Source organism: Corallococcus caeni, from assembly GCF_036245865.1.
GTDB classification, from domain to species: Bacteria; Myxococcota; Myxococcia; order Myxococcales; family Myxococcaceae; genus Corallococcus; species Corallococcus caeni.
On the sequence record NZ_BTTW01000010.1, the window covers coordinates 184,658 to 198,351 of the forward strand.

Here is a 13,694-nt window from a genome sequence, read left to right on the forward strand (position 1 = left end):
GCCCTTCGGGTCCTCGACTCAGGGACGCCCGGCCGGAAGCGCTCCCCCCTTCCGCGTTGCTTCCGCCATGACCTCCATCCCCTGGTTGCATGCCTCCGGCCACACTGTCGCCGTGCTGTGTCTGTCTTTGATGTCCCTGGGGCTGTCCGGCTGTGACACCGGAACCCATACCCGGTTGCTCTTCGCGCTCAATCCCTCGTTCCTCCAGGGGGATTCCGTGTCGGTCCCGGCCTCGGGGGTGCGGGCGATGACGGACCCGGTCACGCTCCCGGATCTCACGTCGGATGACGGCTTGAGATTCCAGCTGGAGGGCGCGGGCATCAACGTGAGGGACGTCCGTCTGGCGTTGGGCGGAGGGCTGCGGTGCGAGGACGTGAAGGAGGACCTCCAGGACGGCGCCGGGTGCGTCCCGTCCGAGGACGGCCCGGACACGGTCACGCTCGCGGGCCCCTTCTCCTTCTTTCTGCCGGACGGGGAGCCCTCGCAGGGCGGCAAGGAGGTGCGCATCCCCCCTGCCAAATACCAGCGGGTCGACTTCGTGCTGGCGGAGGGCGGACTGAGGGCCTACCCCCGGCTGTACCAGGGCTCGAACGCCTGGGCCATGAACCTCACCCTGCCCGAGGGCACGGCGCTGGGCTTCGAGGTCCCCCAGCCCCTCACGGTGGCGCCAGGGGGCTCCCTGCGCGTGACGTTCCGCCAGGCCACCTGGCTGAAGGGCCTGCCGCTGGGAGCGTGCTTCCAGAGCGGGGACCTGCCCCGGACGGACTCCGAGCTGCTCCTGGACGCCGCGAGCGGAGAATGCCAGGGCGCGGGGGACAAGGTGCGGGAGGCCCTGCGCACCCAGGGGAACCTCAGCGCCCTCCCGTTCTGACCGCCGTCCCCTACTTGTAGAACATAGGCGACAGCCACCGGTCCAACACCGGCAGCAGGACGAACCACCACAGCAGCGGACTGACGAGCCCCAGGAAGATGCCCGTGAGGGCCTGACCCCGCCTGCCGATGGGCGGGGTCGCCTTGGGGTCCACGCGCGTCAGCGCCACCGCGCCGCAGATCACCGCGATGGGTGCCCACAGCGGGAGGAGAACCGCGCCGAGGCCGAACCGCAACGCGTGACGTGCAATGCGGTTGTTGAAGCGCCGGTTCCACATCACCTTCAGTGCCTCGGGCGACACCGGCAGCCGGAAGAAGAGCTGGTTGCGCACGTCGCGGTGGATGCGCAACGCGGTGACCATCGAGGGAACGAGACACAGGAGGAAGAGGAAGCGCGCGTCTCGGTACAGGGCATCCGCGGCCACCGCCACCACCAGCGGCGTGGCCAGCAGCGCATGCCGCGCCCAGCGCTGCCCCAGGAAGAAGGCGACGCCCACCGGCACGGGGATGAGCAGCACCAACAGGAACAGCGACTGCCTCCTCGTACCCGGCCCCCATAGCGCCAGCGCGGCGACCACGGTCACGCAGAGCAGCAGCGTCACGCCGCCCACCACCCACGCCCACTCGTCGCGCCGCCCCAGGTAGCGCTGGCGCAGGGCCTCCAGGTAGTTCACGTCCGGGCGCGCCGCGCAGGCCACGCAGTACAGCCGTACGCCCAGGCCCGGCACGGACGTGGCGCAGTCCGCGCAGATGAAGCTCCCGCAGCGGGTGCAGGTTCCGCCCGCGGGCTGGTCCGGGTGGACGGCGCAGCGGCGCTGCTGGGATGCGGGCACCTCCAGGCTCATGGCCGCAGTGTCGCACGGCGAGCAACACCCGGCACCCGGGCGCCTACCCGGTCGCCTTCGGGCTTACAGGCTCCGGGGCGCGTGCTAAGCGCGCGAGGCACCGTCCTGAACCGTGGAGGAACCTTGTCCCGATTGAAGGCCCTCGCCGCAGCGGCCCTGTTCGTGGGGCTTCCGGCGCTCGCTCAGACCCCCGAGGCGAAGCCGCTGGAGCCCGGCCGCGAAAACCTGGCCATCCCGTATGAGAAGTACACGCTGCCCAACGGCATGGAGGTCATCCTCTCCGTGGACCGCAAGCTGCCCGTGGTGGCCGTCAACGTCTGGTACCACGTGGGTGCCTACGACGAGCAGCCGGGCCGCACCGGCTTCGCGCACCTCTTCGAGCACATGATGTTCCAGGGCTCCAAGCACGTGCCGGACGACGTGCACATCGGCCTCCTGGAGCAGGCGGGCGCCACGGACCTCAACGGCACCACCAGCTTCGACCGCACCAACTACTACGAGACCGTGCCCAGCAACCTGCTGGAGACGGCGCTGTGGTTGGAGAGCGACCGCATGGGCTTCCTGCTGGACGCGCTCACGCAGAAGAAGCTGGATACGCAGAAGGAGGTCGTGAAGAACGAGCGCCGCCAGGGCGTGGAGACGGCCCCCTACGGTGAGGCGCAGGAGAAGGCGTGGCAGGCGCTGTTCCCCGCGCCGCACCCGTACTCCGGCAACGTGATTGGCTCCATGAAGGACCTGGACGCGGCCACGGTGGACGAAGTGAAGGCGTTCTTCCGCACCTGGTACGCGCCCGCCAACGCGACGCTCGCCATCGTGGGCGACTTCGACCCCGCGAAGGCCAAGGCATTGGTGGAGAAGTACTTCGGCACGCTGCAGTCGGGCCCCAAGCCCAAGCGCCCGGACGTGGCGCCCGTGAAGGTCACGCGTGAGACGGTCATCCGCCACGACGAGAAGGTGGCCACGCTGCCCCTGCTCTCCATGGCGTGGCTCACCGCCCCGTACCTGAAGCCCGGGGACGCGACGGCGGACGTGCTCGCCACCGCGCTGGGCACGGGCCGCGCGAGCCGCCTGTACCGCCGGCTGGTGCTGGACAAGCAGCTGGCGCAGAGCGTGGACGCCACGCAGCAGAGCCAGGGCGCGCAGTCCGTCTTCTCCATCGAGGCGGTGGCCCGGCCCGGCGTCACCACGGACCAGTTGAAGAAGGAGATCGACGCGGTGCTGGACGAGGTCCGCAAGGAGGGCGTCACGCAGGAGGAGATCGTCCGCGCGCGCACCCGCTATGACACGCGCCAGCTGGCGGGCCTGCAGGCCGTGGGCGGCTCCGGCAGCAAGTCCGACACGCTCCAGACGTACAACCAGTTCGTGGGCGAGCCCAGCTACGTCGCGCAGGACCTGGCGCGCTACCAGGACGTCACGCCCGCCTCGGTGAAGCAGTTCGCCAATGACGTGCTGCGCCCGGACGCGCGCGTCGTCCTCCACGCGGTGCCGCCCGCCAGCAAGGCCGCGCCGTCTTCCGCTCCGGGCAAGGAGGCCCGCTAGTCATGCACCGCCGAATCCTCACTGCCCTCCTCACGCTGTCCATCGCCGGCTGCGCCACCACGAAGCCCGCGGAGGCGCCTCCCGCCCAGCCGCCCCCGGCCGAGCAGCCGCAATCCCAGACACCGGCGCAGGACGCGGAGTCGTTCCGCGACCAGCCGCCCAAGCCCGGCCAGTCGCCGGAGCTGGTGCTGCCCACGTTCGAGCAGGCGAAGCTGGACAACGGCCTCACCGTCATCGTCAGCACGCGCAAGGAGTTGCCGCTGGTGTTCGCGGGCATCGCCTTCGCCGCGGGCGTGTCGCAGGAGCCCGCCGCGAAGCTGGGCATCGCGGACCTGTCCTACCGCATGCTGCTGGAGGGCGCGGGCAAGCGCGACACGGTGGCGCTGGACAACGCGTTCGCGGACCTGGGCGTGTCACCCGCCATGTCGGTGGACCCGGACGGCGCCTTCGTGGGCGCGCGCGTGCTCACGACCAACGTGGACGCAGTGATGAGCCTGCTGGCGGACGTCGTCCTGCGGCCCACCTTCGACGCGAAGGCCTTCGAGCGCCGCAAGAAGCAGCAGCTGGGTGAGCTGGTGCGCCGCATGGGCGACCCGAACTTCCTGGCGCAGCAGGCCTACTACCAGGCCGTGTTCGGCGCGGACCACCCGTACGGCCACACGTCCGGCGGCACGCCGAAGACGGTGGAGGCGCTGACGCTGGCGGACGCGAAGAACTTCTACGCGAAGAACACCGGCCCTCGCGCCGCCGCGCTCATCATGACCGGCGACGTGACGCTCCAGCAGGCGGTGGAGCTGGGAAAGAAGTACTTCGGCGGGTGGAAGGGTGGGGCCGTGGCGCCCAAGCCGCCGCCCGCGCCGCCCGCGCCGCCCCGTCAGCAGGTGCGCGTGGTGCCCAAGCCGGGCCTGGAGCAGACGGTGGTGCTGGTGGGCCGTCCCGGCCTCGCCGCGGGCCACCCGGACGAGTACCCGCTGGAGCTGGCCACCACGGTGTTCGGCGGCTTCTTCGGCAGCCGGCTCAACATGAACATCCGCGAGGACAAGGGCTACAGCTACGGCGCCAACGCGCACCTGGGCACGCGCCTGGGCGTGGGTCCGCTCACCGCGTACGCGGCCGTGCGGCAGGACGTGACGGGTCCGGCGCTCAGCGAGTTCATCAAGGAGCTGGCCGGCATCAAGTCCAACCCCATCACGGAGAAGGAGCTGGCCGCCGCGCGCGAAGGGCTCATCCGCGCGTTCCCGGGCGCCTTCGAGACGGTGGAGGGCCTGGGCGGCAGCGCCGCGCAGCTCTACTTCCACCGCCGTCCCATGGACGAGTTCAAGCGCACCGTGGAGGGGCTGGAGAACGCCAGCGCCGCGGAGGTGCAGCGCGTGGCCGAGTCCTACCTGGACCCGGCCAACATGCAGGTGGTGCTCGTGGGCGACCCGCTGGTCATCCAGGAGCAGGTGACGCCGCTGAACCTGGGCAAGCTCACGCTGGTGGAGACGCCGGCGTCGGACATGGCGCCCAAGCAGGCGGTCCCGTAGCGGAGCGCTTCACTGTGTGGGTTTGAAGCCGGGGTCCCGACGTGGGTGTCGGGGCCCCGGTTTTTTCATTCCCGGGTGGGCTCGTTGTCGGCGGCCTCGCGGGCCTCGGCCTTGAGGCGGCCGCGCTCCTCGCGCGCCTCGTCGTCCACGTCGTCGAGGACGCTCTGCGGGTTGTTCCGGGGCCCGCCCACGGGGCCGTCGCTGTCGAGGGCGAACTTCTGCTCCTCGGTGGAGTGCTTGGCGTCGTCCGCGTACAGGGGCTTGGTGTCGTCCGCCTCCAGCCCTCGCTCCACGTGGTCCTTGGCGAAGCCGGGCTTGTGGGCGGTGTCGCTCTTCTTTCGGGTGGCCATGGGTTGCTCCTGAAGGGGGGTGGGACAGCTCACACCCGCACAATGTCGGCAGCCCCGTGCGCCTGGACCACCGTGGGGACCGTGGGGCGGGGGGTTGGCTGCCTGCCCCCTGACCTGGAATCGCGAGAGCGGCTAGGATGGGGACTCCATGGTCGGACGCAGCGGGAACAGCCAGCGGCACGAGGGGACGACGTCCTCCGTGGGCGCGCGCGTCCAGACCGTCATGACCGAGACTCGCACTCGCACCGGCCTGACTCCTCGCGGAGCGCGGACCGCCTGACTTCCGAAGCGGACCTCCCGAAGGTCCCCCTTCCGAACCCGGCCCCGCGCTCCTCCCGAGCGCGGGGCTTTTTCGTTGCCCCACCCCCATCCGTCGCCACCCCGAGGAACCGCATGACGCCGCTTCCGATAAGTCCCTCCCGCCACCAGGTCCCGCCGTTCCGCGAGGAGGCCGTGTCATGCGCGTGATGAAATTCGGTGGCACCAGTGTCGGGGATGCGGAACGGATGCGCGGCGTCGTCGCGCTGGTGGAGGAGGCGCGCAAGGCGGAGCGGGTGATGGTGGTGGCGTCCGCGGTGTCGGGCATCACCAACCTGCTGGTGGAGGCGGCGCGGGTGGCGCAGGAGGGCGAGCCCGTGCAGGAGGCCTGCGCCCGGTTCGACGAAACGCACTCCGCCATCGCGAGGGCGCTGAGCGCGGACCTGAAGCCCGCGCAGACGCGGCCCCTGGCGGAGGGGCTGGTGGCGCTGGGGGTGGAGTTGCGAGGGCTGTTGCAGGGCGTGGGGCTCCTGAGGGAGTGCTCGCCGTCGGTGCTCGCGCACCTGTCGGGGCTGGGGGAGCGGGCGTCGTGCCTGCTGCTCGCGGCGCTGCTGGAGGCGCGGGGCCTGGCGCCCGTGAGCGTGGACCCGAGGCAGGTGCTGGTGTGCACGGGGGACCCGCTCCAGGCGACGCCCCGGGCGGAGGAGATCCGCGCGCGGTTCGCGCCGCTGCGGGAAGGGGGGCCGGGGCTGTTGTTGATGCCGGGGTTCTTCGGAGGGGACGCGCGCGGCAAGACGATGTCGCTGGGGCGGGGTGGGTCGGACTACTCGGCGGCGCTGGCGGCGGCGGCGCTGGATGCGCGGCTGCTGGAGATCTGGACGGACGTGGACGGCATCTTCAGCGCGGACCCGCGGCTGGTGCCGGAGGCGTTCGCGCTGGAGGAGGTGAGCTTCGAGGAGGCGATGGAGCTGGCCTACTTCGGCGCGAAGGTGCTGCACCCGAAGACGATTGCCCCCGCGAGGGAGCGCGGCATCCCGGTGCGCGTGTGCAACAGCTTCCGGCCGGAGCACCCGGGCACGCGGGTGACGGCCACGGCGCCGTCGTCGAGGCACCCGGTGCGCGGGCTGTCGTTCCTGCCGGACATCGCGCTCATCAACATCGCGGGCGCGGGGTTGAAGGGCGTGCCGGGCACGGCGGCGCGCGTCTTCGAGGCGATGGCGCGCTCGTCCATCTCCGTGGTGCTGATTACGCAAGGCTCCAGCGAGTCCTCCATCAGCTTCTGCGTGGGGGAGGCGGAGGCCACGCGGGCGGTGCTGGCGCTGGAGGACGCGTTCGAGGTGGAGCGCGAGGCGGGGAAGGTGGACCCCATCGAGCACCAGCCGGGGCTCGCGGTGTTGAGCATCGTGGGCGACGGGATGCGGCACCGGGTGGGCGTGGCGGGGACGTTCTTCAGCGCGCTGGCGGACGTGGATTGCAGCATCGCGGCCATCGCGCAGGGGTCCAGCGAGCGCAGCATCTCCGCGGTGATTTCACGGGAGGACGGACCGCGCGCGATGGCGCACGTGCACCGCAAGGCCTTTGGCACCACGGAGGTGGTGGAGCTGCTGGTGGCGGGCGTGGGCACGGTGGGCGGGGAGCTGCTGCGGCAGATCCACCAGCAGGCGCCGAAGCTGCGGGCGCATGGGTTGGACTTGCGGGTGTGTGCCATTGCCAATAGCAGACACAGCCTGGTGGCGCCGGAGGGCGTGGCGCTGGACGGGTGGAAGGCGCGGCTGGACGCGAGCGAGTCCGGCTTCACGCTGGACACGTTCCGCGCGTGGGCGAAGGCGCGCAGGCCAGGCCGGCCCATCTTCGTGGACTGCACGAGCAGCGAGGACGTGGCGCTGGGCTATCCCGCGCTGATGGCGTCCGGGCTGCACGTGGTGACGGCGAACAAGAAGGCCAACGCGGGACGGCAGGAGCACTGGAGGGCGCTGCGGGAGACGGCGGCGCGGCACCAGCGGAGGTTCCTCTACGAGACGAACGTCGGGGCGGGGCTGCCGGTCATCGACACGTTGAAGAACCTGCTGCGCACGGGAGACACGGTGCACCGGGTGGAGGGCATCCTGTCGGGGTCGCTGTCGTTCATCCTGGGGCTGACGGAGGCCGGAGTGCCGCTGTCCAAGGCGGTGGGCACGGCGATGGAGAAGGGCTTCACGGAGCCCGACCCGCGCGACGACCTGGAGGGCACGGACGTGGCGCGCAAGGTGCTCATCCTCGCGCGCGAGCTGGGCCGCACGCTGGAGCTGGAGGAGGTCGCGCTGGCGTCGCTGCTGCCAGAGGAGTTCGACGCGAAGGGCCCGCTGCCGGAGTTCCTGGCGCGGCTGCCGCAGGCGGATGAGCTCTTCCAGAGGCGGGTGGACGCGCACCGGAAGGAAGGCAAGGTGCTGCGCTACGTGGGCAGCGTGGGACCGGAGGGAGTGCGCGTGGGATTGGTGCCGGTGCCGCTGGAGCATCCACTGGCGGCGGTGAAGGGCGGCGAGAACGCGCTCAGCTTCCTGTCGGAGCGGTACAGCCCCACGCCGCTGGTGATTCGAGGGTACGGCGCGGGAGCGGCGGTGACGGCGGCGGGGGTGCTCGCGGATGTGTTGCGATTGGTGGAGGGGCCGTTGCCCTGAGCGTATGTGTTTCATTCCCCGATATAGGCCGCCAGTTCCTCCGGCTTTCCTTCGGGGAAGGCTTCCTTCAAATAGTCGAGAAAGGCGGAGACACGGGCGCTCAGCAGCCGCCGCGACGGATAGAGCGTCCACAGCGTGATTTCTGGCCCCTCGACATCCCCCCAATGCACCAGCCTTCCAGTGGCCAGGTCGTGACCCACCAGCGAAATCGGGAGGCGCGCGGCGCCGACACCCGCTCGGACAGCATCGCGGACCATGATGAGCGATGAGAGGCGAAGGACTGGCTCGACCGCGATGCGTGTCTTTCCGGTGGGCGCCACGACATTCCAGGCTGCACCGCCGTCGCTCGCGCCACGTACGACTGCCGCGACAGCGAGGTGCTTCGCCGGCCTGACGAGCTTCGGGCTCGCGACGACCACCAGCCGGTCGCGCAGAAAAGCTCGTCCGACCAGGCGCTCATCCGGATCCGGATTGACGCGAATGGCCAGGTCATAACCTTCCTCTATCAGGTCGACGGTCCGGTCCTCCGTCGTGACCTCGAGCCGGACCTCTGGATATTTCAGCGCGAACCCGGCCGCGAGCTTCCCCATCGCGGTCTGCGAGAAGAGCAACGGCGCGCTGATACGCAGCCTGCCTCTCGGCCTGTCCCCACCTGAGGCGATCTCCGCCGCGGTCTCGTCGAGCTCGGTCAGCAAGGCCCCCGTTCGCTCGAAGAGCGCCCGCCCTTCCTCGGTGAGCTTCAGCGTGCGCACTCCGCGCTCGATGAGTCGCAGGCCGAGGGCGGCCTCGAGCTCCGCCACCCTGCGGGACAGGGTCGCCTTCGGGCGCCCCGCTGCGCGTGCGGCCCGTCCAAAGCCCCCGTGTCGGGCGACGAGGTTGAAATCAGCGAGAGCCAGCAGGTCCATGAGTGTTCCACCAGTGAGACGACCCGTCTCAAACTAGCAGCTATCGGTTTGAATCTGGAACGCTAGTTTATGGGTGTCTCGCAGCCCGAACCGGAGTGATTCCCATGACCATCCTCGTTACTGGCGCCACTGGCACCGTCGGCCGTCACGTTGTCGAACAGCTCATCCAGCGCGGCGCAGATGTGCGCGCCCTCGTCCGGGACCCGGCGAAGGCTCGTTTCCCGAAGGGCGTCACCGTCGTGCAGGGCGACCTGCTCGACATCGACTCGCTGCGGAGCGCCTTCTCGGGCGTCTCCACGCTCTTCCTGCTCAACGCCGTGGTGCCTGACGAGTTCACGCAGGCCCTCATCGCGCTCAACATCGCCCGCGAGGTGGGCATCCAGCGGATCGTCTACCTGTCGGTGATCCACAGCGACCGCTACGTGAACGTGCCGCACTTCGCGGGCAAGTTCGCCGTCGAGCGGATGATCGAGCAGATGGGCCTCAATGCCACCATCCTGCGTCCCGCCTACTTCATGAACAACGACGTCACCATCAAGGACGTGGTGACCGGGTATGGCGTCTACCCGATGCCGATTGGCGGCAAGGGCCTCGCCATGATCGACGCGCGCGACATCGGAGAGATCGCGGCCATCGAGCTGCTCCGCCGGGAGCAATCGGCCAGCCCGCTCCCCCTCGAGCGGATCAACCTCGTCGGTCCCGACACGCTGACCGGCGCGGATGTCGCTGGCATCTGGACGGAGGTCCTGGGGCGTCCCATCACCTATCCGGGGGATGACACCGCCGGGTTCGAGCAGAACCTCCGGCGGTTCATGCCGAGCTGGATGGCGTTCGACATGCGCCTGATGAGCGAACGCTTCCTCACCGACGGAATGCTCCCCGAAGCCGGCGATGTCGCGCGTCTCACCGCGCTCCTGGGGCGTCCCCTGCGCTCGTACCGCGACTTCGCCGCCGAGATCGCGACCTCGGCCTGACGGCCGGGCGACACCCCACGCTCACGACAAGGAAGACCCTCATGATCCATTCGACCGCCACCGTCCCGGTGAACCCCGAAGGCGAGAGCCGGCTGACCCGCGCGCAGGCCTGGAAGGGCCTGGTCCTCAAGGCCCGCGACGCCCGCCTGTTCCTCCCGCCCGGCATCTGCACCCGTTGTGACGTCGTCGAGGAGAGTGCCTCTCACATCGTGCGTGAAGCCACGATTGCAGGAGCCGATCTGCGCGAAATCATCACGTTCGAGCCGCAGGGCAAGGTCACCTTCTTCCAGTCCACCGGTCCGCGCGAGGGCGCCATCATCAACGAGCTGTTCGAGGACGCCGACGGCACGCTCCAGCTCCGCTTCTATTGCTACCTCGGCCTGCGAGGCAAAGCGCCGAACGGCCCCGAGGCGCGCGCCGAGCAGGAGTGGATGAGCAGCGACAAGGGCTACAAGAGCGCCTTGCTGTCGACGCTGAAGCGGACGCGCGAGCTGCTCGCCGAGGGCCGGCTCTGAGCAGCACAAGTGGGTACAGCTCCTGGAACCTGTTTAGGCTCTTCCCCCATGAAGAAGAGCCTTACGTTCTGTGCACTGATGCTGTGGATGGCGGCGTGCGCATCCAGCACGCCGCTGCAGCAGCGGTGGGACGAAGCCGAAGCGGAGTGCGCTGACGCGAGCGCGGATGCCTGTGTGACCCTGGTGTGTGGGGACACGGCCTGCGGCTTCTTCCGGTGCGAGGACGTGCCCGGGGAGGTGGTGCTGGCACGAGGACTGCCGCCACGTCCACCACCCGCGGCGGTAGCGCCCGCACCTGGGAGTGGGCCCCGGCGCAACTGGGGCGGGAGCATGGGCCTACCGGGGGACGCGGAACCGGTGATGGTGTTCCCCTGGTATGGGAACCCCAAGCCCGTGCCTCCGCTGCGGCAGTTGCCGGCGGGGAGGTTCGAGAAGCACCACATCTTCCCTCAGGCCCCGGACCTTGCTGCGTGGTTCAAGGGGAAGGGCATCGACATCCACCAGTTCACGATCCCCATCCCCGTGCATGTCCACCGGCGTATTCACAGCGATGGTCCCAAGGGTGGCCTGTGGAACAAGGCTTGGCGCGAGTTCAGGGATACGAACGGGGGCGCCCCTCAAGAGGAAATCTTCAAGCATGCCGGGGAACTGATCTATCGCTTCCAACTGCTGGGTGGTCCCATCCAGCAGTACAACTGAGCCTTCATCTATCTGAGGCCTGACGGTCCATGCCCCCCTTCTTCTGGCTCCGCGACGACGAAGCAGCCACCTCCCTTTACAGCGGAGACTTTGATGCCACGCACAAATGGTTCTTGCCCGGCATCAAGAATTGCCCAGGCTGCGGTGCGACGTGGAGTGGATGGGGACGTCAATACCCCGCCGTGGACCTTTCACTCATCCCACAGCACCAGGAGTTCGAAGAGCCCCGGCCCGAGCCGTTTCACGAGTTTGTCCGTCTCCGGGAACTGGTGCGCCCACTGGTGCCACCGGATGCATCGCTCCCTCCCGGGACAAGCTTCGGTCCGCTCACAGGTCAGGCCTCCGGTCAGTTCGGACCGTTCACCTGGCAGGGAACATCCCTCATGCTCATCCGCCGCGACACGCTCGACGGCCTCCAGGCAGCGGGCATCCGTGGGCTGCTGGGATGCAAGACGGAGCTGCGGTTCCGGAAGAAGACGCCTCCGGACATCCTCGAGCTCCAGATCGAACCGCGCGGCCTGCTGCACCGGGACTGCCTTCCTCCCGACCTGGAGCCGCCCTGTCCCACCTGTGGGCGGCAGGGCTTCCGCCGTCCGGAGGATCCCATCCTCGACGGCGCTTCGTTGCCCACGGACAGGGACCTGTTCCGCTTGGACAACTTCAGCACCATGATCATCGGCACGGACCGCTTCAAGGACGCGGTGGAGCAGGGTGGATGGACGGGCATCTCCTTCCGCGAACTCCCGGTCCGCTAACCGGTGGGGAAGGGCGGTGGCTCCACCACCACCTCCATGGGCAGGACCTCCTTCTCCGCGATCCACTTCACCCACAGCTTCGGACGCGCGGTCGTGTCGTGGTGCTTGGGCCGCTCCAACCGGATGGACAGCCAGTTGCGGTCCCGCAGGTACAGCTCCTTGCCCACCGGCAACAGCTCCGTGTGCAGGAACCCTGGCAGGTCCTCCCTCGAACCCTCCGACAACGCCAGCATCCCCTTGAACGCGAGCCACCCCGGCGGCGGGTGCACGATGGGCGACGACGTCGCCTGCTCGATGAACACCTCCCCCACCGTGCCCAGCGCCGGGACCAGGTGGTCCGGGTTGCGTGAACGCACCCGCGCCCTGGCCCCCACGTGCACGTCCCCGGACAACACCGTCACCGCGCAGTAGGACTTCTTCGCCAGCGAGAACAGGTTCATCAACATCCGCGTGCGCTCGCCGCGGTGCACCGCGGACTCCCACTGGTCCAACAGGTCGTCACGCAGGCCGACGCCTCCTCCGCTCATGCGCTCCATCGCCGGCCCGAAGCGCAGGTGCACCAGCGGCACCGACGACACCACCAGCACGTGCCTCGCCTTCTTGCCGTTCTCCGGCCGTCGGCGGTGCTCCTCCCGCCAGGCGTCGAACGCGTCCCACTGCGACCGGCTCATCACCGTGAACTCGGACTGCGGATGCGCGTCCTCCGTGTCGATGACCCGGCTGGTCCGCCCGCTCCTCAGGTCCAGCAACACCACGTCCAGGTCGCAGTCCGCCGTGGAGAAACAGAACGTCTGGAAGTAGTGCCGCACGGGCTGCGTCACGCCCCGGTCGTCCGGCTCGCGCGCCTCCGCCGGCTGCTCCAGCCAGCCTCTCTGGAAGGCCTCGAAGGCCCGCGCCGCCGCGCTGTAGAGGGCCCGGTACCAGGGGGCCTGCTGGAGCTCCTCGTGCGAACCCCACCCGTCGAAGATGTCGTGGTCGTCCCACATGAAGAGGCCCGGCACCCGCCCGAGCAACGGCGCGATGCCCTGGCTCCCGCCCCACCGCTCCCGGTAGAGCCAGACGTATTCCACGAGCAGGCGCTCCGCCAGCCCGTCCGGAACCGGCAGCGTCATCCGCTCCGAACGGGGCAGCTTCATGAACGCGTTCAACACATCCATCGTGTTGTGCAGCGAGTCCGCGTAGAGCTGATCCCCACCCCCGAGCAGCAGCTGGAACCCCGGCGTCTTCGCTGGATCCACCGGGTCCTTCAGGTGGTGTTGCAGCATCCGCTCCCAGAGCGCGAAGGGCTGCGCCAGGTCGCTCCAATCACTCGCACGGCTGGCGCCGTTGCAGGAGAAGAACGCGATGTTCGGCGATACACCCCGCGCCGGAATGACGACATCCGACACCACCAGCGGCTCCGGCGGGATGACCGTGGAGGACCACGGCCGGTCGTCTCGCGGCGGTGGACGCTCGAAGGTCACCGGCACGCCGGGCGTGTCTGGTGATTCGAACTGATACGACAGCCGCTGGGCCACGTCCTTGCGCGGCAGGACGACCTCCCAGCGCCACACCACGCCCCGGGTGTTCTTGGGCAACGCGGTGAAGTCCACGGCGGCCTTCACCTCGTCGAATACAGCAACCCGCTTGCCCTTCACGTCCTGGAAACACAGCCGCAACGCCGGGGGCTTCTTCGCCGACGTGCTGTCGAGGAACACGTTGACGAAGAAGCTCCACACGTCGTGGGACTTCGGGTCCGGCGTGGCCTGCGCCCTGGCGTACAGGATGGGTCCCAGCAAGAGCTTCATGGGGAAAGCCTTGC

12 protein-coding genes are annotated in these 13,694 nt (G+C 69.4%); 8 read left to right on the forward strand and 4 right to left on the reverse strand.

The window, feature by feature from the left end; translation table 11 throughout:
• The first annotated feature begins 67 nt into the window (after positions 1–67).
• On the forward strand, positions 68–871 hold the full coding sequence (locus AABA78_RS33730; RefSeq protein ID WP_338269508.1) for a hypothetical protein: 804 nt from the start codon (positions 68–70) through the stop codon (positions 869–871).
• A gap of 10 nt (positions 872–881) precedes the next feature.
• Here the strand turns inward: AABA78_RS33730 and AABA78_RS33735 are convergent, their stop codons facing one another.
• Complete coding sequence (locus AABA78_RS33735; protein WP_338269510.1) at positions 882–1,715, reverse strand: B-box zinc finger protein; 834 nt, start codon at positions 1,713–1,715, stop codon at positions 882–884.
• Positions 1,716–1,847: 132 nt separating this feature from the next.
• Between AABA78_RS33735 and AABA78_RS33740 the strand changes: the two genes are divergently transcribed.
• Both AABA78_RS33740 and AABA78_RS33745 read left to right on the forward strand, forming a co-directional pair.
• The gene (locus tag AABA78_RS33740) at positions 1,848–3,254 is read left to right on the forward strand and encodes a M16 family metallopeptidase (protein ID WP_338269670.1); all 1,407 of its coding nucleotides are present in this window, start codon (positions 1,848–1,850) and stop codon (positions 3,252–3,254) included.
• 2 nt (positions 3,255–3,256) lie between these two features.
• Positions 3,257–4,780 (forward strand): M16 family metallopeptidase, encoded by a 1,524-nt coding sequence (locus tag AABA78_RS33745; protein ID WP_338269511.1) that lies wholly within the window; start codon positions 3,257–3,259, stop codon positions 4,778–4,780.
• 65 nt (positions 4,781–4,845) lie between these two features.
• Here AABA78_RS33745 and AABA78_RS33750 read toward each other — a convergent pair whose 3' ends face one another.
• The gene (locus tag AABA78_RS33750; RefSeq protein WP_171420755.1) at positions 4,846–5,130 is read right to left on the reverse strand and encodes a hypothetical protein; all 285 of its coding nucleotides are present in this window, start codon (positions 5,128–5,130) and stop codon (positions 4,846–4,848) included.
• Between the two features lie 458 nt (positions 5,131–5,588).
• Between AABA78_RS33750 and thrA the strand changes: the two genes are divergently transcribed.
• Positions 5,589–8,045: a bifunctional aspartate kinase/homoserine dehydrogenase I gene (gene thrA, locus AABA78_RS33755; protein WP_338269512.1), complete on the forward strand. Its 2,457-nt coding sequence runs from the start codon at positions 5,589–5,591 to the stop codon at positions 8,043–8,045.
• Between the two features lie 11 nt (positions 8,046–8,056).
• Here the strand turns inward: thrA and AABA78_RS33760 are convergent, their stop codons facing one another.
• Positions 8,057–8,950, reverse strand: coding sequence for a LysR family transcriptional regulator (locus AABA78_RS33760; RefSeq protein WP_338269513.1), 894 nt, complete (start codon positions 8,948–8,950; stop codon positions 8,057–8,059).
• A gap of 104 nt (positions 8,951–9,054) precedes the next feature.
• Between AABA78_RS33760 and AABA78_RS33765 the strand changes: the two genes are divergently transcribed.
• The 4 genes from AABA78_RS33765 to sitI6 are packed head-to-tail and all read left to right on the forward strand — an operon-like array spanning position 9,055 to position 11,893.
• Positions 9,055–9,924: an NmrA/HSCARG family protein gene (locus AABA78_RS33765; protein ID WP_338269514.1), complete on the forward strand. Its 870-nt coding sequence runs from the start codon at positions 9,055–9,057 to the stop codon at positions 9,922–9,924.
• 41 nt (positions 9,925–9,965) lie between these two features.
• A complete protein-coding gene (locus AABA78_RS33770) occupies positions 9,966–10,439 on the forward strand; it encodes an SRPBCC family protein (protein ID WP_338269515.1) in 474 nt (157 codons plus the stop codon).
• 48 nt (positions 10,440–10,487) lie between these two features.
• On the forward strand, positions 10,488–11,138 hold the full coding sequence (gene sitA6, locus AABA78_RS33775; protein WP_338269517.1) for a SitA6 family polymorphic toxin lipoprotein: 651 nt from the start codon (positions 10,488–10,490) through the stop codon (positions 11,136–11,138).
• Between the two features lie 29 nt (positions 11,139–11,167).
• Complete coding sequence (sitI6, locus tag AABA78_RS33780) at positions 11,168–11,893, forward strand: SitI6 family double-CXXCG motif immunity protein (protein ID WP_338269519.1); 726 nt, start codon at positions 11,168–11,170, stop codon at positions 11,891–11,893.
• Here sitI6 and AABA78_RS33785 read toward each other — a convergent pair.
• Positions 11,890–13,680: an alkaline phosphatase D family protein gene (locus AABA78_RS33785; RefSeq protein WP_338269521.1), complete on the reverse strand. Its 1,791-nt coding sequence runs from the start codon at positions 13,678–13,680 to the stop codon at positions 11,890–11,892. The two genes, sitI6 and AABA78_RS33785, sit on opposite strands and share 4 nt — an antisense overlap.
• Positions 13,681–13,694 lie beyond the last annotated feature (14 nt).